The sequence below is a fragment of the Ruegeria sp. CDSB136 genome (genome assembly GCF_059610965.1).
Genome location: NZ_JBXWOP010000005.1, coordinates 102,513 through 129,459, shown reverse-complemented (window position 1 = coordinate 129,459; position 26,947 = coordinate 102,513). Strand labels below are relative to the sequence as shown.

At 61.1% G+C, this 26,947-nt stretch carries 27 protein-coding genes; 9 read left to right on the top strand and 18 right to left on the bottom strand.

Annotated features, from left to right (window positions below; genetic code table 11):
• Positions 1–34: 34 nt before the first annotated feature.
• The 4 genes from AC2FIR_RS07420 to AC2FIR_RS07405 form a co-directional block, all read right to left on the bottom strand.
• Positions 35–379 carry a hypothetical protein gene (locus tag AC2FIR_RS07420; RefSeq protein WP_170613334.1) on the bottom strand — a complete coding sequence of 115 codons (345 nt, stop codon included), beginning with the start codon at positions 377–379 and terminating at the stop codon, positions 35–37.
• A 103-nt stretch (positions 380–482) separates the two neighbouring features.
• Entirely contained in the window at positions 483–1,355 is an 873-nt protein-coding gene (locus tag AC2FIR_RS07415) for a 50S ribosomal protein L11 methyltransferase (protein ID WP_170613336.1), read from the bottom strand.
• Positions 1,356–1,421: 66 nt separating this feature from the next.
• A complete protein-coding gene (locus tag AC2FIR_RS07410) occupies positions 1,422–2,654 on the bottom strand; it encodes an MFS transporter (RefSeq protein ID WP_170678188.1) in 1,233 nt (410 codons plus the stop codon).
• Between the two features lie 80 nt (positions 2,655–2,734).
• Entirely contained in the window at positions 2,735–4,930 is a 2,196-nt protein-coding gene (locus AC2FIR_RS07405; RefSeq protein WP_496715442.1) for a primosomal protein N', read from the bottom strand.
• Positions 4,931–5,018: 88 nt separating this feature from the next.
• Between AC2FIR_RS07405 and fsa the strand changes: the two genes are divergently transcribed.
• The 4 genes from fsa to AC2FIR_RS07385 all read left to right on the top strand — a co-directional run bounded on the left by fsa (position 5,019) and on the right by AC2FIR_RS07385 (position 8,274).
• A complete protein-coding gene (gene fsa, locus AC2FIR_RS07400) occupies positions 5,019–5,672 on the top strand; it encodes a fructose-6-phosphate aldolase (RefSeq protein WP_170613342.1) in 654 nt (217 codons plus the stop codon).
• 194 nt (positions 5,673–5,866) lie between these two features.
• The gene (locus tag AC2FIR_RS07395; protein ID WP_170807737.1) at positions 5,867–6,574 is read left to right on the top strand and encodes a DUF484 family protein; all 708 of its coding nucleotides are present in this window, start codon (positions 5,867–5,869) and stop codon (positions 6,572–6,574) included.
• Positions 6,571–7,491 carry a tyrosine recombinase XerC gene (locus AC2FIR_RS07390; RefSeq protein WP_170807736.1) on the top strand — a complete coding sequence of 307 codons (921 nt, stop codon included), beginning with the start codon at positions 6,571–6,573 and terminating at the stop codon, positions 7,489–7,491. Before AC2FIR_RS07395 ends, AC2FIR_RS07390 begins: the two co-directional genes overlap by 4 nt.
• 87 nt (positions 7,492–7,578) lie before the next feature.
• The gene (locus AC2FIR_RS07385; protein WP_170613347.1) at positions 7,579–8,274 is read left to right on the top strand and encodes a CDP-alcohol phosphatidyltransferase family protein; all 696 of its coding nucleotides are present in this window, start codon (positions 7,579–7,581) and stop codon (positions 8,272–8,274) included.
• Positions 8,275–8,276: 2 nt separating this feature from the next.
• Here the strand turns inward: AC2FIR_RS07385 and AC2FIR_RS07380 are convergent, their stop codons facing one another.
• The 7 genes from AC2FIR_RS07380 to AC2FIR_RS07350 all read right to left on the bottom strand — a co-directional run bounded on the left by AC2FIR_RS07380 (position 8,277) and on the right by AC2FIR_RS07350 (position 16,194).
• Positions 8,277–8,744, bottom strand: coding sequence for a hypothetical protein (locus AC2FIR_RS07380; RefSeq protein ID WP_170613349.1), 468 nt, complete (start codon positions 8,742–8,744; stop codon positions 8,277–8,279).
• A gap of 76 nt (positions 8,745–8,820) precedes the next feature.
• Entirely contained in the window at positions 8,821–9,279 is a 459-nt protein-coding gene (locus AC2FIR_RS07375; protein WP_170613351.1) for a methylated-DNA--[protein]-cysteine S-methyltransferase, read from the bottom strand.
• Positions 9,280–9,413: 134 nt separating this feature from the next.
• Positions 9,414–12,326 carry an isoleucine--tRNA ligase gene (gene ileS / locus AC2FIR_RS07370; protein WP_496715446.1) on the bottom strand — a complete coding sequence of 971 codons (2,913 nt, stop codon included), beginning with the start codon at positions 12,324–12,326 and terminating at the stop codon, positions 9,414–9,416.
• A 248-nt stretch (positions 12,327–12,574) separates the two neighbouring features.
• Complete coding sequence (locus AC2FIR_RS07365; RefSeq protein ID WP_170613355.1) at positions 12,575–13,285, bottom strand: VIT1/CCC1 transporter family protein; 711 nt, start codon at positions 13,283–13,285, stop codon at positions 12,575–12,577.
• Positions 13,286–13,344: 59 nt separating this feature from the next.
• Positions 13,345–14,334, bottom strand: a complete 990-nt coding sequence (locus AC2FIR_RS07360) for a YcjF family protein (RefSeq protein ID WP_480490491.1) — start codon at positions 14,332–14,334, stop codon at positions 13,345–13,347.
• The gene (locus AC2FIR_RS07355) at positions 14,327–14,782 is read right to left on the bottom strand and encodes a GNAT family N-acetyltransferase (RefSeq protein WP_170807730.1); all 456 of its coding nucleotides are present in this window, start codon (positions 14,780–14,782) and stop codon (positions 14,327–14,329) included. Before AC2FIR_RS07355 ends, AC2FIR_RS07360 begins: the two co-directional genes overlap by 8 nt.
• Complete coding sequence (locus tag AC2FIR_RS07350) at positions 14,779–16,194, bottom strand: YcjX family GTP-binding protein (protein ID WP_170613780.1); 1,416 nt, start codon at positions 16,192–16,194, stop codon at positions 14,779–14,781. The genes AC2FIR_RS07355 and AC2FIR_RS07350 overlap by 4 nt, the downstream gene beginning before the upstream one ends.
• Before the next feature lie 113 nt (positions 16,195–16,307).
• Here AC2FIR_RS07350 and truA point away from each other — a divergent pair, with 113 nt between their 5' ends.
• Positions 16,308–17,075, top strand: a complete 768-nt coding sequence (gene truA, locus AC2FIR_RS07345; protein WP_170613361.1) for a tRNA pseudouridine(38-40) synthase TruA — start codon at positions 16,308–16,310, stop codon at positions 17,073–17,075.
• A 1-nt stretch (position 17,076) separates the two neighbouring features.
• Here truA and AC2FIR_RS07340 read toward each other — a convergent pair whose 3' ends face one another.
• The 3 genes from AC2FIR_RS07340 to AC2FIR_RS07330 form a co-directional block, all read right to left on the bottom strand.
• Complete coding sequence (locus AC2FIR_RS07340; RefSeq protein ID WP_496715448.1) at positions 17,077–18,006, bottom strand: nickel/cobalt transporter; 930 nt, start codon at positions 18,004–18,006, stop codon at positions 17,077–17,079.
• Positions 17,991–18,638, bottom strand: coding sequence for a DUF1007 family protein (locus tag AC2FIR_RS07335; protein ID WP_170613365.1), 648 nt, complete (start codon positions 18,636–18,638; stop codon positions 17,991–17,993). Before AC2FIR_RS07335 ends, AC2FIR_RS07340 begins: the two co-directional genes overlap by 16 nt.
• A 75-nt stretch (positions 18,639–18,713) precedes the next feature.
• Positions 18,714–19,514, bottom strand: a complete 801-nt coding sequence (locus AC2FIR_RS07330) for a thioesterase family protein (RefSeq protein WP_170613367.1) — start codon at positions 19,512–19,514, stop codon at positions 18,714–18,716.
• A 158-nt stretch (positions 19,515–19,672) separates the two neighbouring features.
• Between AC2FIR_RS07330 and AC2FIR_RS07325 the strand changes: the two genes are divergently transcribed.
• Positions 19,673–20,608, top strand: a complete 936-nt coding sequence (locus AC2FIR_RS07325; protein ID WP_170613369.1) for a 2-hydroxyacid dehydrogenase — start codon at positions 19,673–19,675, stop codon at positions 20,606–20,608.
• Positions 20,609–20,623: 15 nt separating this feature from the next.
• Here the strand turns inward: AC2FIR_RS07325 and AC2FIR_RS07320 are convergent, their stop codons facing one another.
• Positions 20,624–20,977 carry a hypothetical protein gene (locus AC2FIR_RS07320; RefSeq protein WP_170613371.1) on the bottom strand — a complete coding sequence of 118 codons (354 nt, stop codon included), beginning with the start codon at positions 20,975–20,977 and terminating at the stop codon, positions 20,624–20,626.
• A gap of 178 nt (positions 20,978–21,155) precedes the next feature.
• Between AC2FIR_RS07320 and AC2FIR_RS07315 the strand changes: the two genes are divergently transcribed.
• The 3 genes from AC2FIR_RS07315 (at position 21,156) to AC2FIR_RS07305 (ending at position 23,445) form a co-directional block, all read left to right on the top strand.
• A complete protein-coding gene (locus AC2FIR_RS07315; RefSeq protein ID WP_480490499.1) occupies positions 21,156–21,989 on the top strand; it encodes a bifunctional allantoicase/(S)-ureidoglycine aminohydrolase in 834 nt (277 codons plus the stop codon).
• Between the two features lie 91 nt (positions 21,990–22,080).
• On the top strand, positions 22,081–22,404 hold the full coding sequence (locus AC2FIR_RS07310; protein ID WP_480490500.1) for a hypothetical protein: 324 nt from the start codon (positions 22,081–22,083) through the stop codon (positions 22,402–22,404).
• Positions 22,405–22,458: 54 nt separating this feature from the next.
• Entirely contained in the window at positions 22,459–23,445 is a 987-nt protein-coding gene (locus tag AC2FIR_RS07305) for a type I glyceraldehyde-3-phosphate dehydrogenase (RefSeq protein ID WP_496715451.1), read from the top strand.
• 41 nt (positions 23,446–23,486) lie between these two features.
• Here AC2FIR_RS07305 and AC2FIR_RS07300 read toward each other — a convergent pair whose 3' ends face one another.
• The 3 genes from AC2FIR_RS07300 to puuE all read right to left on the bottom strand — a co-directional run bounded on the left by AC2FIR_RS07300 (position 23,487) and on the right by puuE (position 26,878).
• On the bottom strand, positions 23,487–24,914 hold the full coding sequence (locus AC2FIR_RS07300; protein ID WP_480490503.1) for a uracil-xanthine permease family protein: 1,428 nt from the start codon (positions 24,912–24,914) through the stop codon (positions 23,487–23,489).
• 63 nt (positions 24,915–24,977) lie between these two features.
• The gene (locus AC2FIR_RS07295; protein WP_170807722.1) at positions 24,978–25,463 is read right to left on the bottom strand and encodes an ureidoglycolate lyase; all 486 of its coding nucleotides are present in this window, start codon (positions 25,461–25,463) and stop codon (positions 24,978–24,980) included.
• A complete protein-coding gene (gene puuE / locus AC2FIR_RS07290; protein ID WP_480490506.1) occupies positions 25,460–26,878 on the bottom strand; it encodes an allantoinase PuuE in 1,419 nt (472 codons plus the stop codon). The genes AC2FIR_RS07295 and puuE overlap by 4 nt, the downstream gene beginning before the upstream one ends.
• Positions 26,879–26,947 lie beyond the last annotated feature (69 nt).

The window sequence follows — 26,947 nt, the reverse complement described above, 5'->3', positions numbered from 1 at the left end:
AGAAGCAGCGCGGTGTTTTTTGATTCAGGCCAAGTCAGTAGAGGACTTTGTTAAGCTGAACCGAGAGAAACTCTGTCATCGGGTCCACCTGCATGATCCAGGCTCCCGCCTGCTCAACCGAGGTGCCCTGGCTTAGGGTGTCAATGCGGTGGTCATAACCGTTCGGACCAAGGCTGGACAGCAGAAACGCCTTGAAGGCAAAGAACCCGCAGATGCAGAACAGCAGAACCTTTGCAGGGATCGCCGATCTGACGCGTTGTGGTTTCATCACCACCAGACCATCCTTGCGCATCGTCGCACGATAGCCGTGGCTCATCTTGCTGTGCTTCTTGTTCAGGCGATTGACGCGCTGATCGAACTCCAGTTGTTTTACCGTCATGGCAGCCTCCTAAAACCGCCCCCCGCTGACTTGAATGACGGTAGAAACAGATTGCGACAAAAAAGAGGCAAAAAACCACAAAACTCCTGCAAATGGCCCTGAATTAGCCCTGTTTGCTTAAGATCAGCGTCGTCCAGTCACCAATCTGGCCGCGATGATGGGTATTGAACCCATTTTGTAAATAAACGGAAACGACGTCATCGGCCTGTTCGTTCAGAATCCCTGACAGAATCGCGTAGCCTCCAGAGCGCAGATTCGCTGAAATTTCCGGTGCCAGAGCCACCAGCGGACCTTTCAGAATATTCGCAAAGATCAGGTCATAGGGCGCATGCGATTGCAGTTCGGGGTGATCGAAGCCCGCCGCCTCGATACAGAGCACCTGACCGGACATCCCGTTTGCCTTCAGGTTGGCCTCGGCCACGTCAACCGCGACCTGATCAATATCGCTGGCCAGAAACTGCCCGTTCCAGACCCGCGCGGCGGCCATTGCCAGAACAGCGGTGCCACAGCCGATATCTGCCACTTTCGCCGCCGAGAACCCTTCGTCAAGCAACCGATCCAACGCCTTGAGGCATCCAAGGGTCGTGCCATGGTGCCCCGTGCCAAACGCCATCGCGGCCTCGATCAGCAGAGGGATACGGCCTTCGGGCAGCTTGTCCGCATCATGGCTGCCATAGACAAAGAACCGCCCCGCCTCGACCGGTGCCAGTTCCCGGCGGACATGCGCGACCCAGTCGGTTTCGGGCAGTTCCGAAACGACAAAGGGCTTCGCCCCGAACGCAGCGGCCAGAACGGCCAGCGCGGTTTCATCGGGGGCTTCGGTGAAGTAACCGCCAACCTCCCACAGGCCCGAGTCGTCTTCGACCTCGAACACGCCCACGCCAGTTGGTTCCGGGTCCAGACGCTCCATCGCTTCGCCCAGGCTTTCGGCGGCTTTCTTCCCGTTCAGTGTCGTGAGCGCAGTGAATGTGGGCATCGAGGCCTCCTGTCCAATCTCGCACTTCGCCTAGGGCCACCGGCCGCCAAGGTCAAGCGCTGGCGCCTATTCGGCGGGGGCGGGGGCGTATTTCGACAGGATGGTTTCGTTGCCCGGTTCCGGGTGACGCGGGATCAGCAGGGACAGACCCAGCGAGACCAGCGCCATGGCAGCAGCCAGCCCGAAAACGGCGCCGGGCGAGACAACCCACAGGAGCCCCAGCAATGCAGGCAGGAACACAGCCGCGATATGGTTGATCGTGAAAGCCACCGCCGCCGTGGGCGCAATATCCGCCGGGTCGGCGATCTTCTGGAAATAGGTCTTCAACGCCAATGCCAGCGCGAACAGTACGTGGTCGATCACGTATAGGATTGCGGCCAGCAGCACGCCCCAGCCAAACCAGTAGATACCGCCATAGGCCGCGAACACGATCGCCAGACCGGTATACTCAAAAATCAGCGTGCGGCGTTCGCCGAACATCGCCACCGCTTTGCCCAACATGGGCGCAGCGGTCATGTTGATCAGCAGATTGATCAGATACAGCCCTGTCAGTTCGTGCACGTCAAAACCGAACTTCTCGACCATCATGAAACCGGCGAAAACAATGAAAATCTGCCGCCGGGCCCCGGCCATGAATTGCAGCGCATAGTACAGCCAATACCGGCGGCGGAGTATGATCTTCTTTGTCTGCGGCGTCGGCGCATCGAATTGCGGGTAAGCGACCAGGCACAACAAGCCGAGCAGCGCCGTCAGCCCCCCGGCCGCCATGAATACGGTGTTGTAGGACAGATCGAACCGGTCCCATGTCAGAACGATCAGGCCGTAGACCACCAGAGTCGAGGCAGACCCCATCGCCACCAGCCATCCCAGCACTTGCGGCGCGCGGTCTTTGGGCAACCATTGCAGTTGCAGCGACTGGTTTACCGTTTCGTAGTAGTGAAAGCCGATCGAACTGAACAGCGTCACAAACAGCAACCCGCCAAGGCTGGGAAACCAAGCGGTGACGGCCGTTGCAACACCCAGCAGCATCAGGGAGATCATCGCCAGCACCTGTTCGCGAATGAACAGGATCACGGCAATCACGCCGACGGCGAGAAAGCCCGGAATTTCCCGCACCGTATGCAGCAAACCGATATCCGCACCGTCAAAATTCGCCACCTCGATGACAAAGTTGTTCAACAGCGCGCTCCACGCGTTGAACGCGATGGGCATGGTCAATGCCATCACGAAAAGGAGCGTGACCGGACGGCGCCAGAACGGAAGGCTCTGCGCCTCAGAAAGCGGCATGGGTTTCAGCATGGGACTCCCTCTACGCCCATTTGAACAGTTTGGCGAGAGGGAAGCGGCATGCGCACAGCAGGCCTGCGCAGATGCAGACGTCAGTAGAAGCTTTGCGGGTCGATATCCACGGAAAGTCGGATATCGCCTTTCAGGCGCAAAGGCGCGATCCAGCGCGCGATGGCGTCCTGAATGGGCGCGCCCTTCGGCGCTTTGACCAGCAGCCGCACCCTGTGGCGGCCACGGATGCGGGCGATGGGCGCCGGGGCCGGACCAAACACCTGCGCGCCCACGTCACGCAGCGGCGCGTCATTGCGGGCCATGGCATTGCCGATGTCGAAAACCGGGCCGACCTCTGGGCCCGACAGAACAATTCCAGCCATGCGGCCATAAGGCGGCACGCCTGCCGCCTGCCGCCCGGCGGCCTCGGCCTTCCAGAAACCTTCTTCATCGCCGGACAGAATGGCGCGGATGACAGGATGTTCCGGTTGAAAGGTCTGCAACAGCGCCTGCCCGGGCTTGTCGGCCCGACCGGCCCGACCCGCAACCTGCCGCATCAACTGGAAGGTCCGCTCGGCAGCCCGCAGGTCTGCGCCATGCAGGCTGAGATCCGCGTCGATAACTCCGACCAGCGTCAGCTTTGGAAAGTTGTGCCCTTTGGCCACCAGCTGTGTCCCGATGATAAGATCCGCGTCGCCTTCGGCAATCTCTGCAATCTTGGCCTTCAGCGCCCGCGCCGAGCCGAACAGGTCGGAACTGAGCATCGCGATCTTCGCCTCGGGAAAGGTCGCTTCGGCCTCTTCCGCCAGCCGCTCGATTCCCGGCCCGACCGGGGCCAGTTTGCCTTCGACCCCGCAGGACGGACAGGTCTCGGGCATCGGTTTGGTTTCGCCGCATTGATGGCACATAAGGCGTTTCAAAAAGCGATGCTCGACCATCCGCGCGTCACAGTGATCACAGGCAATCTGTTCACCGCAAGCGCGGCAGAGCGTCACCGGCGCGTAGCCACGGCGGTTGATGAACAGCAGCGATTGTTCACCCTTCTCGATCCGCTGCCGCACGGCCTGCCGCAGGGACGGGGAAATCCACGTCCCTGCCTGCATCTGTTCGGCGCGCATGTCGATGGGCTTCATCTCGGGCAGGACTGCCGCCCCGAACCGCGACGTCAGATCGAGACGCTCGTATTTCCCGGCCTCGGCGTTGGCCCAGCTTTCCAATGAGGGCGTGGCACTGGCCAGAATCACCCGCGCGCCACAGATCGCCGCGCGCAGGACCGCCATGTCGCGGGCGCTGTAATGCACGCCATCCTCTTGCTTGTAAGAGGTATCATGTTCCTCATCGACGACAACCAGGCCCAGATTGCGAAACGGCAGGAACAGGGCCGACCGGGCGCCGACCACCAGTTGCGCATCCCCCTGCCCGACCATCCGCCAGACCCGGCGGCGTTCGGTCATGGTCGCGCCCGAGTGCCATTCGGCCGGCCGCGCGCCAAACCTTGCCTCGACCCGGGTCAGAAACTCGGCAGTCAGGGCAATCTCTGGCAGCAAGACCAGCGCCTGCCGCCCTTGCCGCAAAGTCTCGGCCACCGCTTCCAGATACACCTCGGTCTTGCCGGACCCGGTCACGCCCTTCAGTAACGTCGTGCCATAATTCCCCGTCCGCTGCCCGGCTTGCAGCCGCGCGACCGCCTCTGCCTGATCATCTGTCAGCTCCTTTCCAGGTAAATCCGGGTCCAGACGCGGATAGGGCAGATCTCGCGGGCTGTCCTCTTCCCGAACCGCGCCTTGCTTGACCAAGCCCTTGACGACCGAGGACGTCACCCCCGCCTGTTCAGCCAGCTCCTTCAGCGTAAAGGCCAGCCCTCCATAGTCGCGCAACACTTCCAGCACGCGGGTACGTGCATCCGTCATCCGGTCAGGTTGACCTTCGCCAAGGCGATATATCTTGCGCATAGACGGCGGATCACCCAGCCCCGGCGCGCGGGTCGCCAGACGCAGCATCGCGGGCATCGGCGTCAGCGTGTAATCGGCCACCCGCCCCAGAAACACGCGCATCTCCTCTCGCATCGGCGCAACCTCGAGCACACGTATGACCGACCGCGCCTTGGCAAGGTCAAAGCCCCCCTGCCCCGGCCCCCAGACCACGCCAAGAACCTTGCGCGGCCCCAATGGTACTTCGACAAACGCCCCCAGAAAGCACCCACCCTCGGGCACCTTATAGTCCAACGTCCGGTCCAGCGGCTGCGTCGTCAGCACCGCAACCAGGTCTCCTTCGTCGAAAAATCCGTTAGCGCTCACGGCATATCCTTCGCAGGGGGTTCCAGCATGGGTCTCTTTGAGGTAAAGCCATCCGCAACCAAGGCCAACCCATCAAAGGACTGCCCTCATGAAATTCTTTGTAGACACCGCCGAGATCGATGCCATCGCCGAACTGAACGATCTGGGCATGGTGGACGGCGTAACCACCAACCCGTCGCTGATCCTGAAGTCGGGCCGCGACATTCTGGAAGTGACCAAGGAAATCTGCGATCTGGTCGACGGGCCTGTGTCTGCCGAAGTGGTCGCAACCGAAGCCGACGACATGATCGCCGAAGGCCGCAAGCTGGCCAAGATCGCCCCCAACATCGCTGTAAAAGTGCCGCTGACATGGGCTGGTCTGAAAACATGCAAAACGCTGACCGACGAAGGCCAGATGGTCAACGTGACTCTCTGCTTCTCCACCAACCAGGCCATTCTGGCAGCCAAGGCTGGTGCGACCTTCATCTCGCCCTTCATCGGACGTCTGGACGACATCAACCTCGATGGCATGGATCTGATCGCCGACATCCGTCAGGTTTATGACAATTACGGGTTCGAAACTGAAATTCTGGCCGCCTCGATCCGCACCGTGAACCATGTGACCGACAGCGCGCGCATCGGTGCCGACGTGATCACAGCACCGCCCGCCGTCATCAAGAAACTGGCCGATCACCCGCTGACCGACAAGGGTCTCGAGACCTTCCTGGCCGACTGGGCCAAGACCGGCCAGAAAATCCTCTGATCCATTGCACAACCGCGCGGCGCCGTCTGGCGGCGCGCCCGGCCCAACGGCCGAGGCCTGATCCCCGATCAGGCGCAGGCAGGCGGGAGCCCCCGCATCAGACCTGAGAAAACCCGTCAAAGCTGCATTTTTTCCAAGGCAATCGCGGCAAGCCATGTTATAGTCCGGCAAAACAAAAAAAGACCGGACGGGATATGAGCAGTAACCCCAAACTCGAGGATAGCCTTCGCGCCGCGATTCTGGCTGAACCAGACGCTGTGCTGGATGACAAGGACCTGATGCAGGCCCTGGTGGCCGCGAACGAACAGGCGCGTGGCGAAAATGTCATCGACCTGCGCGGCATCGCCATGCAGCGGCTTGAAGCGCGGCTGGACCGGCTGGAAGACACCCACCGCTCGGTCATCGCGGCGGCTTACGAGAACCTTGCGGGCACAAATCAAGTACACCGCGCCATTTTGCGCCTGCTGGAGCCCGTCGAGTTCGAAGAATTCCTGCGCGCCCTGGGCAGTGACGTGGCCGATATTTTGCGCGTGGACCAGATCACTCTGGTTCTGGAAACCACAATCGAACAAAACGATCCCGCCATCGAAAAGCTGGGGGGCGTTCTGGCTGTGGTCGAGCCCGGCTTTGTCGACGCGTACCTCAACAGTGATCGCAGCAGATCCGCGCGGGATGTCATCTTGCGCGAAACCCGTCAACACAGCCGCAGGATCTATGGTGCGCAGGCGGGGCATTTGCGGTCCGAAGCCTGCCTGCGGCTGAACCTGGGCACTGGTCGCCTGCCGGGCATGATCGTTATGGGCGCCCGGGATCCACGACATTTCACTCCACAACTGGGCACCGACCTTCTGACCTTTTTCGCAGGCGTATTTGAACGCTCCATGCGCCACTGGCTGTCGTGAGCCTGATTTCTCCGGCCTGCCGCGATGCGCTGCAGCACTGGCTTGACGGGCTTGCCGCGCTGGCCGGACGGTCGGAGAACACGCAATCCGCCTATCGCGGCGATGTCACCGACTTTTTGTCCTTCATGACCCTGCACCATAACGGGCAGCAGGGGCTGGCCGCGCTTGAACGGATCACGGTTTCGGACATGCGGGCCTGGATGGCGGATCAGCGCGGTAGCGGCGTGGGGGCACGGTCGCTGGCACGCAAACTGTCCGCCGTCAAAAGCTTTTATCGCTGGCTGGCCGAGCGCGAAGGCTTTGAACCCACCGCCGTTCTGTCGACCCGCGCGCCCAAATACACCCAAAAACTGCCCCGTCCGCTTGCCGAAGATGCGGCGCGCGCGATGATTGATACGGTCGAACTGCAATCCAGCTCGGATTGGGTCGCGGCCCGGGACATGGCGGTGGTCACACTGCTTTACGGGTGCGGATTGCGGATATCCGAAGCCCTGTCCCTGACGGGTAGGGATGTGCCTCTGCCAGCAACACTGCGGATTCTGGGCAAGGGCGGGAAGGAGAGGATCGTGCCGGTTCTGCCAGTCGCCCGGCAGGCCGTGGAACGGTACACGTCGCTTTGTCCTCATTCCCTGGTGCCCTCAGAAGCTTTGTTTCGCGGTGTGCGAGGCGGGCCGCTGAACCCACGCGCAATCCAGGGCGTCATGGCGAAGGCACGGATGCAGCTGGGCCTGCCTGCCACAGCCACCCCACATGCACTTAGGCACAGCTTTGCTACGCATCTTCTGTCGGCGGGTGGTGATCTGCGCGCAATTCAGGAATTGCTGGGGCATGCGTCGCTTTCGACCACGCAGACCTACACGGCAGTCGACAGCGCGCGCCTGATGGAAGTCTACAACCGGGCTCATCCCAAGGCCTGAACCGGATCACCACAGCCATTCGCCGGCGTTTGGTCATTGGAGACTTTTTGCTTTGCATCTCGTGGCCGCATCGTCCATGACACCCCCATGACATTGAGATTCAAAGCCCTTAGCGTTCATCTGTTCACCGCCACCGGTGCCGTTTTTGCAATGCTTGCCATGCTGGCCGCCGTCGAAGAAAAATGGAGCCTGATGTATCTCTGGCTTGTGGTCTCGTTCATCGTGGACGGTATCGACGGCCCGCTGGCCCGCCACTATCACGTCAAGAAAAACGCGCCCGAGTTCGATGGCGTCCTGCTGGACCTGATCATCGACTACCTGACTTACGTGTTCATCCCTGCCTTTGCACTGTTCAAATCGGGTCTGATGGACGGCTGGACCGGCTGGTTCGCCATCATCGTTATCACTTTTGCCAGTGCCATGTATTTCGCGGATACGCGAATGAAGACCAAGGACAACTCGTTTTCGGGTTTCCCCGGCTGCTGGAACATGTTCGTCATCGTGATCTTCGCACTCGAACCGAATTTCTGGGTGATCCTGCTGCTGGTCACGCTGCTATCATTGGCAATGTTCCTGCCGCTAAAATTCGTTCATCCGGTCCGGACCGAACGCTGGCGCAATCTGACGTTGCCAATGGCCCTGGCCTGGACGTTCTTTGCAGGATGGGCGGCTTGGGTCGATTTCCATCCCGAAAGCTGGGCCCACTGGGGGCTGGTCATCACCAGCCTGTACCTGACCTTCGCGGGCATCGCTCAGCAGATGGTACCCGCGCGCGATAGCTGAAATTACAGGACCTCCTGCACTTCGAATTCGGTGCCATTATGGGTGAACACATCACCCTCCTGCAGGCCCGCCATGGCCAGATAGATCGGGCTTTGCATGGAAATGCCCATATAGGTGTTGCCGTCGACGTCAAACCGCGTCGTTGAAACACACACAACAAACCGCCGGTTGTTGAATTTGATCACCGCGCCGGGCTGCACCGTGTCGGTCAGGCTGAAATCAGTGTTTTCGATCACGTCGATCTTGGCATGATGGGCATGGACCGGCGCGTCGAAAGCTGCCGCCAGATCTGCATTCTCGCGCGAGGCAGCGATGTCGTCCTTGTCATGTCCTTCACGGTCATCCAGCTGCGAATCTTTCAGAAACGCATCATAATGCGCCTGCGCCGTGGCAAGCTCCTGCGCTTCAAGCGACATCAGCCGGTCGATAATTGCCTTTTTGCGGGCTGCAAGGTCTGCTTCAGTGGTCATTCAATGCGGTCCTTCAAATTCAGTATCGAATATAAGTTGGGCCGCAATCCGGGCGATTGCAACAGGTTTCCACTGTTCAGATAAGCAGGCTGGCAGCTCCTTCGTGGCGCAACAGGGCAACCTTGGTCTCGACACCCCCGCACCCGGAAAACCCGACCATCCTTCCATTTGCCCCCAAAACGCGGTGGCATGGGATGATCACCGGGATCGGATTGCCGCCACAGCCGCGCCCCACCGCCTGCGCCGAATAACCCAGCTCCGCCGCCAACTCGCCATAAGTCCGGGTCTCACCCAGCGGGATCGCGAACATTGCGTCGCAGACCCGGCGCTGAAACTCTGATCCCTTTACGTGATAGGGCAGATCGAACCTTTGCAGGCGCTTCTGGTCGTAGGCCCGCATCTGCGCCGCCGCCTCGCGGAGCAACGGCGTATCAGGGGCATCGTCGGACCCGTCCCAAATCAGCCCCGTGATTGCCTCGTCTTCCTCGACGATGCCGAGGCGCCCAAACCGTGTGTCTACCGCAATCGTTCCCATGCGGTCATGCTGACAGACAGGTCACAGCCACCGCAACCCGATTCCGGACAATTCGCCCGTCTTTTGTTCAATATACCTTTCGGAGAAAGGCAGAGCCTCACTAAAGGCCCTGCCCCATAGCCGCCGGTAACGGATCAGCCCAGCGCTTCGTCGCAGCGCCCGCAAACGTCGTCATGCGCGTGGCGGCCCACGTCAGGCAGGATCTTCCAGCACCGTTGGCACTTCGCGCCTTCCGCCTTTTCGAACACCACTCCGACGCCTTCGATCTCGGGCACGCGAAACGCCTCGGCCGGGGCCGGATCGCCGGTCACCGACAGACCAGAGGTGATGCACATGTCATCCACATCAAACGTTGCCAGCAGATCGCGGGTTTCGGAGTCTTCGATATATACGATCGGCGCCGCCTCCAGGCTGGAGCCGATGACCTTGTCCTGGCGCTGCACTTCCAGCGCAGCGGTCACAGCACGGCGCACCCGGCGGATCTTGGCCATGGCTGTCTCAAGCTCGGCGTTGCGCCAGTCGGCAGGCGTCTCGGGGAAGTCCACCAGATGGACTGAACTGTCGTCGCCCGGGAACCGTTCCAGCCAGACTTCCTCCATGGTGAAGACCAGGACCGGCGCCAGCCAGGTGGTCAGGCGGTGGAACAGGGTATCCAGCACGGTGCGCGCGGACCGGCGGCGCAGCGTGTCGCCATCGCAATACAGCGCATCCTTGCGAATATCGAAATAGAACGATGACAGATCGACGGTCGCAAAGGTGAATACGGCACTGAACACGCCCTGGAAGTCGAACGCGGCGTAGCCCTTGCGTACTTGCTCATCCAGATCGGCCAGACGGCTGAGAACCCAACGCTCCAGTCGCGGCATATCCTCGGGCGCGACGCGATCCGCCTCGGAGAAGTCAGCCAGCGAACCCAGCATGAACCGCATGGTGTTGCGCAGGCGGCGATAGCTGTCGGCGGTGCCTTTGAGGATTTCCGGCCCGATCCGCTGGTCGGCGGTATAGTCGGTCTGAGCCACCCAAAGGCGCAGGATATCGGCACCATATTGCTTGATGACCTCTTCCGGCACGATGGTGTTGCCCAGCGATTTGGACATCTTGTTGCCCTTGGCATCCAGCGTGAAGCCGTGGGTCACAACGTTGCGATAAGGCGCCCGGCCTTTGGTGCCGCAGGCCTGCAGCATGGACGAATGGAACCAGCCACGATGCTGGTCGGTCCCTTCCATGTAGACATCGGCGATGCCGTCTTCGGTGCCGTCCTCGCGGTCGCGCAGAACAAAAGCGTGGGTCGAGCCTGAGTCGAACCACACGTCCAGCACGTCGAACACCTGATCGTAGTCGTCCGGGTTGGCAATGCCGTCCAGCACCTGCTCATTGAACCCGTCAGTGTACCAGATATCCGCGCCATCCTTCTCGAACGCCGCTTTGATACGCGCGTTCAGGTCTGCGTTGCGCAGCAGATAATCTGCGTCGGTCGGCAGAGCACCCTTTTTGGTGAAGCAGGTCAGCGGCACGCCCCAGGCGCGCTGGCGGGACAGAACCCAGTCCGGGCGCGCTTCGATCATCGAATACAGGCGGTTGCGACCGGTCTGCGGGGTCCACTTCACCAGCTCGTCGATGGAGCGCAGGGCCCGTTCGCGGATGGTGTCGCCCATCTCGCCCATACCGTCATCCAGCTTGCGGTCGACCGAGGCAAACCACTGCGGCGTGTTGCGATAGATGATCGGAGCCTTCGAGCGCCACGAATGCGGGTAGCTGTGTTTGATCTTGCCCCGCGCCAGCAGTCCACCAACCTCGACCAGCTTGTCGATCACGGCTTTGTTCGCATCACCCTCACCGCCCTTGCGGGACAGGATGAATTTGCCTCCAAAGAACGGCAGATCAGCACGGAATGAGCCATCGTCCATCACGTTGTAGGTGATGACCTGTTCCAGCATCCCCAGATCGCGGTACAGCTCGAATTCTTCCATCCCGTGGGACGGTGCACAGTGAACGAAACCTGTGCCTTCGGTGTCGGTTACGAACTCAGCGGCGCGGAAGTCACGGATGTCGTCCCATTCACCATTGCCACCCTCGGCGCCGGCCAGCGGGTGGGTCAGCTGGACACCTTCCAGTTCATCGGCAGTCACATCGCGGACGCGGGTCCATTGGTCGTCGTTCAGGCGGGCGCGGCCAAGCACATCGGCGGCCAGATTGTCGGCCAGCAGGAATTTGTCGCCCACATTGGCCCAACATTCCTCCGGCGCTCCGGTGACTTCATAAAGGCCATAAGAGATGTCCTTGCCGTACACGACCGCTTTGTTCGACGGCATGGTCCAAGGCGTCGTGGTCCAGATCACCACAAAAGCGTCATCCAGATCGCCCGCATTCACGACCTTAAACTTCACCCAGATGGTGAAGCTTTCCTTGTCGTGATATTCGACCTCAGCCTCGGCCAGCGCAGTTTTCTCGATGGGCGACCACATGACGGGCTTCGAGCCCTGATAGAGCGTGCCGTTCATCAGGAACTTCATGAACTCGTCGGCGATCACGGCCTCGGCATGATAGTCCATGGTGATATAGGGATCGGGCCAGTTGCCTGTGATACCCAGACGCTTGAACTCTTCGCGCTGGACGTCGATCCAGCCCTCGGCAAACTTGCGGCATTCCTGACGGAAGTCGACGATGTTCACCTCATCCTTGTTTTTGCCCTTCTTGCGATACTGCTCCTCGATTTTCCATTCGATGGGCAGGCCGTGACAGTCCCAGCCGGGCACGTAACGCGCGTCGAAACCCATCATCTGATGGGATCGCACGATCATGTCCTTGATGGTTTTGTTCAGCGCGTGACCGATATGCAGGTGACCGTTCGCGTAAGGAGGGCCATCATGCAGCGTAAAGGGCGTGCGGCCCTCTTTTTCACGCAAGCGGTCATAGACGCCGATGGATTCCCACCGCTCCAGCCATGCGGGCTCGCGCTTGGGCAGGCCAGCGCGCATCGGGAACTCGGTTTTGGGCAGGTTCAGCGTGTCTTTGTAGTCAGGTGTCTGGATCGTGTCGGCGCACATTTGGGGCGTCCCTTGGATGATCTGGTCTTACTAGGATCGAAGCGTTCGGTGCGAAGTCTCAAACACCTTTGCCCGGCGTCTCAGAGGGTCAGAGCGCCGGGAATATAATTCGAATAATGATGGCCAGACGGTCATGCATGGCAGGCTTATAAGACGCCTTCCCGCAATGGTCCAGAGGTTCTGCCGCCCGGTGTGAAGAGCGGTGAACAAGTCATTTTCACACCAATTCCCCACGGCCAACCGGGCCGTCAGGGGTGAAACAGGGACCCGACAAGGTAGGCAATCAACGCCGCCGTTCCGCCGATCAACAAGGTCTCAAACCCCGACCGCCACCAAGGTGCCAGCGACCACCGGCTTTTCATCGCACCGATGGCGAAGAAAACCGCAAGGGTCAGTGAGACCGAGACCGCAAAGGCATTCTGGACGGACACCAGGAACGGAACCAGCGGAACCATCCCGGCTACCAGAAACGCGAGGAACGTCGCCATTGCAGCCTTGAGCGGATGAGGCTCGACACTGCCCAGACCGTATTCGCCTTCGATCATCAGGTTGATCCAGTTTTCCCGATTATCGGTGATGGCATCCGTCGCCTCGTTCAGAACGCGGCCCGAAAGTCCTTTCTGAGCCAGAATCTCGCGCACTTCGCCGCGCTCGCCTTCGGGATAAAGGTCGATATGGCGTTCCTCGACCGCGCGAATGCGGCGGATATTGTCCAGTTCGGCCTTGGTGCCCGAATAGTTCCCCGCCGCCATCGAAAACCCGTCGGCCAGCACGTTCGCAAGGCCAAGCGCCACGATGACAAAGGGCGACAGACCCGCCCCGGCGACACCGGACACAATGGCAAAGGTCGTGACCGACCCGTCCAGCCCGCCATAGACAAGATCCCGCAGGACGCCGCGACCGGGCGGGGCATTGATCCGGGCGGAAATCTCTTTCTGGCTGTGACCGTGGTCGATCATGGCTGGCCCTCCGTCGCCATTAGCTTGGCGGAAGGATAGCACTATGGCCTTGCGTCAGATCAATCTTTCGAGAACAGGCCGCTCAGTGCACGCCGGATCATGCCGCGGGTCGACGGCTTGTGCCGTTTGGAAAAGGGCAACGGACGGCAGACTTCCATCGCGGCCACGCCAACACGGGCGCTCAGCGCGCCGTTTACCAGACCCTCACCAAAACGGCGGGACAGTTTGCTGAGGACTGAGCCGCCCAGAACCGGCTCCAGCAGATCATCACCCACAGCGACGGCACCCGTGGCGACCAGATGCACAAAGACTGCCCGCGTCAAACGCCATCCGCCAAAAAAACCGGCGCGGCCTCCGTAGATTTCGGCAATGCGCCGGATCATCCGCAGGGACGCCAGCATCGCCGTTGCGACATCCGCCAGCGCCAGCGGTACAAGCGCGGTCACGGTGGCCACCTGCCTGGCCGCGGCTTCGACCTCACGGCTGGCGGCAGCGTCGAGCGGGGCAAGCAATTCGTCCTCGGCAAGGGACAGCAGACCGCTGGCATCGAATTGCTCACTCATGCGCTCGGCCAGCCTGTCGCGGCCCCATCTCGTGTCTTCGCGGCCCTTGTAGAACGCGACCAGCCTGTTCGTGACCGACCGCGCCTGCGCCAGATCAGCTTCGGCCAGCGCGGCATCGGCGGCGCGGCGCATTCCATCCACGCGCGACAACCGTCCAATAGCCGCCAGTTCACGGATCACGATGATCAGCGTCACCAATACCAGCGCCGCAATCAGCCCGGTGACGATCCACCCCAGAACAGGCGAACGCGCCACCAGCGACGTTGCAAAATCCCACGCTGCAATCGAAACCGCCGCGCCCACAACGGCCAGCGCCAGCCCCCAGAACCACCGGGACAGGGCAGAATGCTTTCGGGCCGCAAGCCGGGCCGCGGCCTGCATTGCCTGACCTTGCGGCTGCGCAACATCGGGAACGGGCGGCGCCTGTGCTACGTCGGCAGCGGGTTCATCCGCTTCCAGATCGATCAGAACCGGGCCTTTAGCCATTGTTGCCGTCCTCCGCATTCCAGACAAACCTGATATCCGGCAGGTTTTCGTCGTTGTCCGATCCGTCGCCGCGCGCGACCTCGACAAATCCGTGACGCTCATAAAACCTGAGCGCGGGCCTGTTTGCCTCAAATGCGTACAGCGACAGCTGAGATCGTTCGATTTTAGCCCGGTCCAGCAATTTCCGCCCAATCCCCTGCCCCCGCGCCGCAGCAGCAAGATAGAGGGAGTGAACCTCGTCACCATGACGCGCCAGAAAACCCACGACGCCCTTGTCCGTCTCGGCAACTGTGACCCAACCCTGATCGATCATCCTGCCGCAAAACGCGATGGTTTCAGCGCAGGAATGCAGCTCGGGCATCCAGTCGTTTTCGCGCGCGAATCCATGCAGGATTTCACCGGTTGTGCCGGCATCCGTACTGCGGGCGGGGCGGAGTTTTACGGTCACAGGCGGTCTCCGATCAAAAACTGGGCGGCCCGGTCCAGCCGGATGTGCGGCGGCCCGTCCCCGGGGCGAAGGGTCAGATGCGCCGGGGCAAATGTCATGAAACCGAAATCATCGTTCAGCCAGTTCTCAGCCCCGTCGCGGGCCGGGCCCAGCAGATGAGCGGGATCCGACGGCAGATCCCCGGCATAAAAGGCAGCCTGGTTCCCGGTATCCAACAGAGTGCCACGCACGCAGGGCAGTTCCGACCCGTTGTGATTGCGCATTTCTTCCGTCGTGGCACGCAGCGACGCCAGCGACAGGGCGGCGGTCTCGGCTCCGGCGAATTTGGCCCTGTCCTGCGCTTCGCGCGTCAGCGCCTCCATGATCGCGGTCAGGCGTGGGTGTTGCAAGTGGTGCAGATGATCGGCCTTGGTGGCAGCAAAGAGAATACGCTCGACCCGTTTGCCCAGCAGCAGCTGGCTGAGCCACGCATTTCGGCCGGGACGGAAAGCCGACAGGATATCTGCCATCGCGCGGCGCATGTCCTCGACCGCCTTCGGGCCCTTGTGAATTGCGCCCAGCGCGTCGACCAACACAACCTGCCGGTCGATGCGCGAGAAATGATCACGGAAGAACGGTTTGACCACCTGCGACTTGTACGCCTCGAACCGCCGTTCCATCTCGCGGTGCAGCGAGCGCCTGCGCGACGGGCCGTCAACCGGCAACGGCGCAAAGGTCAGAACCGGTGATCCGGCCAGGTCGCCCGGCAGCAGGAACCGCCCCGGTGTGCAGTCGTAATACCCGCTGTCCCGCGCCCTGTTCAGATAATCCGTGAACGCCGCCGACAGTGCCTGAGCCGTCGGCTCATCGTGGTTCTCAGTGTGATCGGTTGCCCCGATCTGTGACAGGAAAACCGCTGCTTCGGACCGGTCTTCGATGCGAGTCAGCGTGTCCTGCGACCATTCCGCATAGGATTTCTCCAACAGGGCCAGATCCAGCAGCCATTCCCCCGGATAGTCCACGATATCAAGATGAACGGTGCGCGGTCCCTGCAACCCGGCCAGCAAACCGGCGGGGCGCGCCTTGAATGACAGGCGCAGTTCGGACACCGCGCGCGTGCTCTCGGGCCAGTGCGGCGCGGGGCCGGTCAGGTCGGACAGATGAGATTCAAAGTCGAACCGGGGCACCGTGTCATCAGGCTGTGGTTGCAGATAGGCGGCGTTGATCCGCCCCTCCTGCTGGGCGACAAGCCCCGTCATGCGGCCCCGATCCAGAAGATTGGCCACAAGCGAGGTGATAAACACCGTTTTGCCGGACCGCGCCAGCCCGGTGACGCCCAGACGTATGACAGGCTCGAACAGGGTTTCAGACACGCGGTCGCCCACGGATTCGACACCGCGAACAAGACTGTCTGCCAGTGATGAGATGACCAATCCGCCGCCCCGCATGGTTGTTTTGCTCAAGATAGGTAGCAAGCCCCGAGGTTGCCAGAGCTTTTCCCAATCCGGCTCTTGCCCGGACCGGCGCGGCGCGATACCAGCGCCACATGCCAAGATACGCGCTGAAAGTCGAATATCAGGGGGAACCGTTTGCCGGATGGCAGCGGCAAAAGGACCTGCCGTCCGTGCAGGGCGCAATCGAGACCGCGCTGTCGCGTATCCAGCCGGGCGAGCACACAATTGCCGCCGCCGGGCGGACAGACGCGGGCGTTCATGCTTTGGGACAGGTGGCGCATTGCGACCTGGTGAAAGACTGGGATCCGTATCGCCTGTCCGAGGCGCTGAACTATCACCTCAAGCCTCAACCCGTGGCCATCGTGAAGGCTGCGCGGGTGGATGACGACTGGCATGCCCGGTTTTCAGCACTCGAACGGCAATACCTGTTCCGCATCCTGATGCGCCGCGCCCCCGCTACCCATGACAGCGGGCAGGTCTGGCAGATCAACCACCAACTGGATGTCGACGCGATGCAGGCGGGTGCGGACATGCTGGTCGGGCGGCATGACTTCACGACCTTCCGCTCGTCGATCTGTCAGGCGGCCAGCCCGGTCAAATCTCTGGATGAGTTGCGGGTTGAACGGGTTCAGGGCTTTTCAGGGCCCGAAGTGCACTTCCACGTGCGCGCGCGGTCGTTCCTGCACAATCAGGTGCGCAGCTTTGTCGGCACGCTGGAACGGGTCGGCGCGGGATCGTGGACACCAGAAGATGTGCGCGATGCTCTGCAGGCCGTTGACCGTGCTGCCTGTGGCCCGGTCTGCCCGCCGCAAGGGCTTTATCTGGCGCGGGTCGGATACCCTGAACCGGTGTTCGACTGACCTATAGCGCGCGCATCAGCAACCCGCTTGCGATCACTGCAATAATCAGACCCGCCACCAGTTCGATGGTCGGGGCCAGCACGGAAACGAACCGCGTGGCCGAGGCCGAAGCCAGAAGCCCCCCGCGCAAGCCGAAGGATGTCCAGCCCACAAGGGTTGTGACCGTCGCAGTGCCCAGCGCCATGGCAAATGCCCCGGCGATGCCGACCATTGCGATACCCATCTGCCAAGTCAGGATCAGTACGAACAGCGCGCCGGTGCAGGGACGCGCAGCAATCCCCGCGATCAGCACCAACGCCTCGCGCAGGCTGCCGACATTCGCCACTTCCTCGGGGCTTGGGCCATGGCGGTGACCGCACTCGGAACACTCCCCGTGATCGTGGTGGTGGTGATCATGGTGGTCATGATGACGGTGCGCGGAGGACTGTGAGTTTCGATGCTGTCGGGCGAAACTGCGAACCGCACGCAGGACAAGCCACATCCCGATCGCCGCAATGGCCCCATAACTGATCGGAGCCATCACCTGTTCTGTTGTCCCGATCAGAGACTCACGTGACATCTGAAACACCAGCACCCCGGCATAGACCAGAACGATCGCCGTTACCGCCTGCCCCAAACTGGACAGAACACTGATTGCGGACAATCGCCAGAAAGCGACCTGACGGCCCAGCCCGTAGCCGCCGATCAGAACCTTGCCGTGTCCCGGGCCGATCGCGTGGAAAAACCCATAGGCGAAACAAACCGTCAGCAGGGTTGCGACCGCTTCCGGCTGTTCCGCGCGCGCGGCGCGCAGGGAACGCGCGATCTGGTTCTGGAAAACCCGTTGTTCACCGGCCGCCCAGGCAGCAAGATGGTCGAACCCGCCGCTGCCCCAGAACCACAACAGCAAGGCACAGGCCAGCGCGACCGGAATGATCAGGAATTTGGACATGAAACGCGGATCTCGGTCGCAAAGCTTTCCCCGACAAGGGGGATATCATTTTCTTCAAGGTCGACATCTGCATCCAATGTCAGCAGAAAGGCCTGCATCTGCGCCAGTTGTCCATCGATATCGGGTTCCCGGCGATCGATCTGGCAGCCATCCGGCCCGGAAATCGTCACCGGGCGCGTGACCTCGTAAGCCGTGTAGAAGGTTTCATCGAAAGGTTTGGCGGACAGGTCAGCCGCCGATACGCCGCCAGATTCGACCTCGCGCAAATGAGTTGTCACGATACGCCCGTCTTCGGTGGTCGCGGACGGCTCTGACGGCCCCGTCAATGAAACCGGCGTTCCACCTGCGGTGACGACAAGATCGCCGTTGTAGCCTGCGACCCATTGCATGTCGAAACCGGTCAGAACTTTCTGCTCGGCCTCGGACAGCACGCCGTCTGCATCCTGATCGAGTTTCAGGTCTTCCAGAACCAGAAGGGAATAGAATTCGTCATAGACCCAGGTCACGCGGACATGAGTCAATTGGCCTGTCTCATCGACAATGAACTCCAGCCCGGTATCGATATAGACATGCGGGTGCGGAATTGCCGAAACCGGCAGGCAACAGGTTAACAATGTAATCAGCCAGCGCATGGCCAGAACATAGGGGCCGAAGGCCGCTGCGGCAATGCACTTCCAACACGGATCGAAACATCCGAAGGGTATGCGCTAGCGCGGTGGAAGCAGAACGAGTGTCTGCAACGCCGTACCCACTGGCCCCTGCGTGTCATACAGGATCGCTTGCGACATTCCGATTCCGTTCGGCTTCCAGTGCGAGACCGACTCGGCCGCCAACCAGTCCGAAACAGGTTCGCGGTGGATGTGCAGCGTCAGGTCCGTGTTCATAAACCCCATGCCCGAAGGTTGCACGTTGCACGAGATACCGTTGCCGCAATCGGCCAGCGGACACAGCGACTGAACAGGCGAAGGCTGTTCAGTGCCAAGCAAATGCGGCGTTCGCAACCAGATCGTCTTGGGACCAAGGCCCTGATTGCCGCCTTTTGGATAGGCCACGTCCACGGCCTGCGCAAAACAGTGCAGGTCATGCCGCAACTCCATCAAGGGAAAATCCCCGGTCACGAGATCATGAAATGCAGGTGCGTGAACCTCAGCCGTGGGAACCTCGCCCAGATCCTTGCGCACAAGATGCATTGTTGTTGCCGTTGCGCACAGCGTGTTGTCCAGATCGTGCACCGTGACCCGTGTTGTCGCCAATGTGCGTGTGTGCCGGGTGGTCTCGGCGGCAACCCGCAATCCCGCCAGCGGCAATGGCCGGATCAGGTCCACCGTCAGCCGGGTCAGCATCTTTTCGGGGCCTGTTTCAGCCTCGGCCGCGCGGACGATCAGGCCGGCAACGGGGCCGGCATGACAATGATCGGCGGACCACGGTCCGCGCGCCGGGTCGTTGCCGACAAACACGCCATCCGGGTCAAGGTCAAAGAAAGCCTTTTGGCTGGGCATGGCAGTCATCGGTGTCGGATCCCACGGGTCATTTGTTGATCATGTTTCCGCGATCCGACGACGGACCGGGCTTTACCTTTGGACCGAGAATGACTTAGCTGCCCGAAAGATGTCCAGTTGGGTGACGGAACGTCATTCGTTCAAATCGAAACACATGGGGGTGCGAAATGGCATTGTTGGTTGAAACCGGATTGTCCGACTGGATCAGCGATGATGATATTGCGCGCGAAATCCGGCGACACCATCCGGACGCGGACGTGCGCACCCCGGATACGATTGGCGATGCCGCAGACATCACGATGATCGCGCTTGTCGGCCTGCGCCAGGATCAGCCGAAGCGCTATCCGAATTTGAAACTCGTGCAGAAACTCGGCGCCGGGGTTGAGACAATCGTCAGCAATCTTGGCCTGCCCGATCATGTCCGCATCACCCGCCTGAAACCGGATGCACCGGCGCAGGGCATAGCCGAATGGTTTCTGGCGTATGTGTTGCGCCGGCAGCGGCACATGGCAATCTATGAAGCCGCCCAGCGCCGAGCCGAATGGACGCCGCGCGCGCCCGGCTTCAGCCCTGATACGGTGGTCGGGGTATTGGGGCTGGGCCATATCGGTGCGCGAACCGCCCGGATGCTGCGCGATGTCGGGTTCCAGGTCATGGGATGGAGCCGTTCACCCAAGCAGATTGAGGGCGTGACCTGCCTGCACGGCGAGAACACGCTGCCCGACCTGCTGGGCCAGTGCGATCATGTCTGTGCCATTCTGCCATCGACACCTCAGACAATCGGATTGTTCGATGCCGCGCTTCTGGATGCGATGAAGCCCGGAAGCCAGTTGCTGAATGCCGGGCGCGGTGATCTCATCGACGAAGCCGCGCTGATGGCGGCGCTGGATCGCGGTACACCGGGTCATGCAGTTCTGGACGTCACCTCGCAAGAACCCCTGCCTTCGGACAACCCGTTATGGCGGCATCCCCAAGTGACGATCACCCCGCATGTGTCGGGCTGGCATCTGGGCAACGCATTGTCCGATGTGGCCGAGAATTTCCGGCGCCTGACCAGCGGTCAGCCTCTGCTGCACGAAGTCGACAGGGCGCGCGGTTACTGATCTGCCGCAAAATGGTCAGGGCGTCAGAATCCAGTTGCCGCTGGCGTCCTTGCATCTGCGTGTTCTGACCTCACGGGAACTCTCCGCGCCTTCGGGCTGAATGAAATGCTGCAGATGAACGCAGTTGCCGCGAACATCCCGGACCCGGATCGTTCCCTTTGATCCCGTGGCGTCATTGACCCAGCTGCGTTCATCTCCGGCCCGCGCGCTGCCGGTCAGCAACTGGTCCGCCGTGGCATTTACCACTTCAAAATCCGCAGGGGTCAGCCCCATCTCCGATATGATGCGGGACAGCGGTTTGGCGTCTGCGGCAACGCCCAGACCAAAACTCATGACCGCTGCGAAGGTTGCCAATTTCCAGGGCTTCATATTCGCCTCACCGTTCTGAAATAGATTTAGTCCCAAGACTATACTCGCGCTGGTCCGTGGCCAAGCCCCCCACGGCGCGCACCTTCAAATTATCCCGAACAAACCTATCGCAACACAGGCGCTAGGACCGCCGGATTATTGCCAGCATAGTGCGACCGATACGAACCAGAGGCATTCGATGGCACACCCGACTTATTACGCCCCATCCGGCGGGCATCCCGGCCAGGACCAGATCCTGACAGACCGCGCCATGTTCACCGACGCATACGCGGTGATCCCCAAAGGCACCATGCGCGACATCGTCACCAGTTACCTGCCATTCTGGGAGGGCACGCGTCTGTGGGTGCTCTCGCGCCCGCTGAGCGGATTTGCCGAGACCTTTTCGCAGTACATTATGGAGGTTCAGCCCGGCGGCGGATCAGATCGCCCAGAAACCGACGCGCAGGCCCAGGGAGTGATCTTTGTGGTCGAGGGCACGGTCACACTGACCCTTGGCGGCGAAGTTCATGTCCTTGAAACCGGTGGCTACGCCTACATCCCGCCGGGTTCGGACTGGACGCTGCACAACCGCGCAGATGAAGTGACAAGATTCCACTGGGTCCGCAAGGCTTACGAGGCCGTCCCCGGCCTGCCCGTGCCCGATCCAATCATCACCAATGAACGCGACGTGGTCCCCATCGAAATGCCCGGCACCGAAGGGCGCTGGTCGACGACCCGCTTTGCCGATCCGCAGGATGTGCGTCACGACATGCATGTCAACATCGTCAACTTCAAACCCGGCGGCGTGATCCCCTTTGCCGAAACCCACGTGATGGAGCACGGGCTTTACGTGTTGGAGGGCAAGGCCGTCTACAGGCTCAACCAGGACTGGGTCGAGGTCGAGGCCGGAGATTACATGTGGCTGCGCGCCTTCTGCCCGCAAGCCTGTTACGCAGGCGGCCCGGGGCGGTTCCGCTATCTGCTTTACAAGGACGTAAACCGTCACATGCCGCTGAACCTGTCGCGGCGTTAAACGGGTAGAATGGTCATTTACCTGTCAGGGGTTCACAGAAGCGTCTGAATCTGGTGAAATATCCTCGGGTTATAGTACTGGAGATTGCACCATGTTATTTCGCGGAACGATGTTTGCGCTTGCGGCCGTTATCGGCCTGACGGCGTTCGATGCCGCACCTGTTGCGGCCAGGGAAGAAACCAAATCCGTATTTGTCATGAGCCGTACATGGGCTGTGACGCAGGTTTCAGACGCTCCGGTCATTTACCGCGCCACACGGGACGACAACAATCTGAACCCCTTTGGTCCGCCGCCGCGCCTGCGGACGATACAAGCCATAGCGGCGATCCAGCAGGCAACGGGTTGCAAGGTTATACGCTCAAGCATGTATCAGAACATCTCGGGCCAGTTTTTCTCGCAGGTCTCCTGCGGTTAGAACGGTATCGAAACGGGCATTGAGATCGCCCGGTCAGCCTGCCATAGCTTGCCCATGAAACTCGCGATCAACGGATTCGGCCGTATCGGCCGCACAATTCTGCGGCAGGTTCTGGCCCTGCCGGAAGACAGCAATGTCGAGCTGGTGCTGATCAACGATATCGCCCCGCTTGAGACCTGCGCCTATCTGTTCAAATACGACAGCACCTTTGGCGCTTACGCCGGAACGGTCCTGGCTGAGGGTGACACCCTGATCGTGGACGGGCACCGGGTTCCGATGACCCACAGCGAGGATCTGACCCGTGTGGATCTATCCGGGGTCGATGTCCTGCTGGACTGCACAGGTATCGCACGCACGTCCGATGTGGCCAGCCGAGGATTGACTGCCGGTGCCAGCAAGGTGCTGATCTCGGGCCCCTCGCCTGCGACCGAAGTCACCATCGTACTGGGCGCAAACGAAGACCAGCTGGGCAATGCCCGGATCGTTTCGAACGCATCCTGTACCACCAACGGGTTGGCTCCGCTGGTGCGGGTATTGGACGGGATCGGCGGCATCACCGCGGCCCATATGACAACGATCCATTGCTACACAAACAGCCAGCCGATGGTGGACGCGCCGCGCGGCGATCTTGCGCGCTCGCGTGCGGGTGCGCTGTCCATGGTTCCAACCACAACCAGTGCCACGCATCTGATTGACGAAGTCATGCCTCATCTGGCCGGTCGCATCTCGGGCGCCGCGGTGCGCGTACCCACCGCCAGCGTTTCGGCCGTAGACCTGATCGTGACCCTGGAAAACGAGATGAGCCCCGAGGTGTTTGACGCAAAGCTGCGCGCAGCGGCCGAAAACTCGCCTGTTCTGGGCTGGACGGACCTGCCTCTGGTCTCATCCGATCTGCGCACGCGACCCGAGTCGCTTGTGATCGCGGGCCCCGAAACTCGCATGGTGGGAAACAGGCAGGTCAGGGTGTTTGGCTGGTATGACAATGAATGGGGCTTTTCGGCCCGAATGCTGGATGTCGCGCGCCTGATGGCGGCAAGCTGAAGTCGACGCAGCCCGCCAAACGGCGGGCTGCGATTCACGGATCAGTCGTGGGGCAAGCTGCCCGAGCCATGCCCGGCCATTCCGCCTGACACTTCTTCGGTGGCCTCATCCGCCAGTTCTTCGGGCAGGATCAGATTCAGCACAATTGCGATGACCGCAGCAGGCAAAAGCCCACTTTTCATCAAGATGCCCAAAGTTTCCGGCAAGTGCTGGACCGCATCCGGTTCCAGTTGCAGCCCAAACCCGATGGACAACGAGATGGCAAAGATCACCATATTGCGCCGGTTCCAGTCCACATCGGACAACATGGATATACCGGCGGCGACAACCATCCCGAACATGACGATCACACCGCCGCCCAGCACTTCGATCGGAACGGTGCGGATGATGGCCCCGACTTTGGGGACCAGCCCGCACAGGATCAGAAACAGCGCACCAATGGTCACGACATTGCGGCTCATGACACCGGTCATGGCGATCAGGCCGACATTCTGGCTGAACGACGTGTTGGGCAACCCGCCGAACACACCGGCAACCGCCGAGCCAAAACCATCCGCATAGGTTGCACCGGCAATCTCCTTGTCGGTGGCTTCACGTCCGGCACCGCCCTTGGTCACACCGGACACATCGCCCACGGTTTCGATGGCCGAAACAAAGGCCATCAGACAGAACCCGATCACGGCAGCGAACGAAAACTCGAACCCGTATTTGAACGGCATCGGCAATGCGAAGGCCGAGGCGCGGCTCCAGCTTGAACCGATTGCCTCAAATGTCACCATGCCAACCATCAGCGCGTATACGTAGCCGGCAGCCAGACCGATCAGCACCGCCGAAACCGACAGCATCCCGAGTGTAAAGAACTTGAGCGCAAGGGTCACGAAGATCACGACCAGAGCCGCCGACCAGTTCAGGGCCGAGCCGTACTCCGGCGTGCCAATCGCCGGAACGCCGCCAGCCGCGTATTGAATACCTACCTTGACCAGCGCCAGACCTATCATGGTTACGACCAGCCCGGTCACCAGAGGCGGCAGCGCAAACCGGATCTTACCGATCACCGCCCCGAGGCTGGCGTGAAACAGGCCACCGATCAGAACGCCGCCGAACAGGGCAGCCAGCCCATCGACGCCCTTACCGGCCACAAGCGGGATCATGATGGGCAGAAAGGCAAAGCTTGTTCCCTGAACGATGGGCAAGGCCGCCCCGACCGGACCAAGTGTCACCGTCTGCAGCAGGGTAGCGACCCCGGCAAACAGCATGGACATCTGGATCAGATAAAGTAGCTCCGGGAAATCGGGCGAATTTGATCCAAATCCGAATCCCGCCGCGCCCGCGACGATGATCGCGGGCGTCACATTGGACACGAACATCGCCAGAACGTGCTGTATCCCAAGGGGAACCGCCTTGTGTAATGCGGGTGTATAGTTCGGATCCCGAAGCTGTTCGGGCGTACCGATCGAAGTGTCGGCCATGAGTACTGTCCTCCCTGTCAGATTTCATGGGGGTCTTACCGCTTATCCTGCGGCTTCAACTGGCTACGGCACGACCTGATAGGGCGTGTCGAACCAGAATTCTTCAAGATTTGCGCCTGCGCCGATCCTGTCGACGACGGCAAACAGGCCGGGGGCGTGGAGCGGCGTCAGGACCCCGTGCCAGGTGCCGCGATGGTAATTCACCGCCTGCCCCGGCCGGGTCACAAAAGCCAGCGGTCGCCCGGGCTTGCCATCGGCGTCCGGCGCGACGATCACTAGAAAGGGCTGGTGGGTCATCGGGATAAAGGCCTGGCTGCCCTCGGGGTGCCGTTCGACCATGTCGAGCTTATAGGGCAGTGCCCGTGGGTTGGCGTTGAACAGGCTGATCCCGGCGCGCCCGTCGGCAAAATCCAGAGCCGCCCGGTCGTGATACCGGCCGCATTGGCCCTGATTTATGATCTTGTCCGGCTCACCCGCAACGTCGATCACATCGCCGTATGGGGCAAACGCATCAGCGGTCAGCGGCTGAAGGCCGATCCGATTGCTCATGACGGCAACACATCCCGCAGGCGGAATTCGGCGATCCGTTCGACTTGTCGACAGGCTTCCGCAAATTCAGTGTCCCGGTCCTGCCCGATCCGCCGTTTGAACGCTTCCAGAATCGATGCCTTGTCGTGATCCCGAACCGCGATGATGAACGGAAATCCGAATTTGTCCGTGTAGGTCTGATTCAGATCCGTGAAAGTCGCGCGTTCATCGTTGGTCAACGCATCCAGCCCGGCCGAGGCCTGCTCGGACGTGCTTTCCTGGGTCAGACGTTTAGCCTGCGCAAGCTTGCCCGCGAGATCGGGATGCGCTGTCAGCACGCCAAGCCTTTCCGTTTCAGTGGCCGAGCGAAACATGCGGGCCAGGGCATTGTGCAGGCCGCCCGCCGTGTCATGCGCCGGACCCAGTTCCAGATCAAAGGCGCGCTCGGCGATCCAGGCTGAGTGTTCGAAAATGCCGCCATAGCTGGCCACAAAGTCCTCCCGGCTCAACTCGGTCGGCCTTGCGCGCGGTATGGGTGGGTAATGCGCGGCCCAGTGTTCTGCGATCTGCAGGCGCGTGGCGAACCACACATCCGAAAACCCGCGCGCGTAATCCAGGAACCGTTTAAGGGCCATCACCCGACCCGGACGCCCGATCAACCGGCAATGCAGGCCAATCGACAGCATTTTTGGCACCCCGGCCCCGCCTTCGGCATAAAGCGCATCAAAGCTGTCCTTGAGGTAGGAGAAGAACTGATCGCCTGAATTGAACCCTTGCGGCGTTGCAAAGCGCATATCGTTGCAGTCCAGAGTGTAAGGCACGATCAACTGATGCCGATCACCGAACCGAACCCAGTACGGCAGGTCATCGGCATAGGTATCCGCGACATAGGCCATCCCGCCTTCTTCTGCCGCCAGCCTTACTGTGTTTTCCGAGCACCGACCGGTGTACCAGCCGCGCGGGCGCTCACCCACGACTTCGGTATGCAGGCGCACGGCTTCGGCAATCTGGGCCCGTTCCTCGGCCTCGGGCATGTCCTTGTGTTCCACCCACTTCAATCCGTGGCTCGCAATCTCCCACCCTGCCGACTTCATCGCGGCCACCTGATCGGGTGAGCGGGCCAGTGCGGTAGCGACCCCATAAACCGTGATCGGCAAATCTTTCATCAATCGGTGCAGGCGCCAGAACCCGGCCCGTGATCCGTATTCATAGATCGATTCCATGTTCCAGTGACGCTGCCCTGGCCATTGCGCAGCGCCGACGATTTCGGACAGGAAGGCCTCGGACGCGCTGTCGCCGTGCAATACGCAGTTCTCGCCGCCCTCTTCGTAGTTGAGCACGATCTGCACCGCGATCCTTGCACCACCGGGCCAATTGGCATTGGGCGGGGTGGCTCCGTATCCGATCATATCGCGGGGGTAACGAGGGGGCTGCATGTCGTCTTCCGTTCCGGGTTTAACTTCCTGATTAATGCAATAGCCTAAAAATTCGTATCCGATTATCAA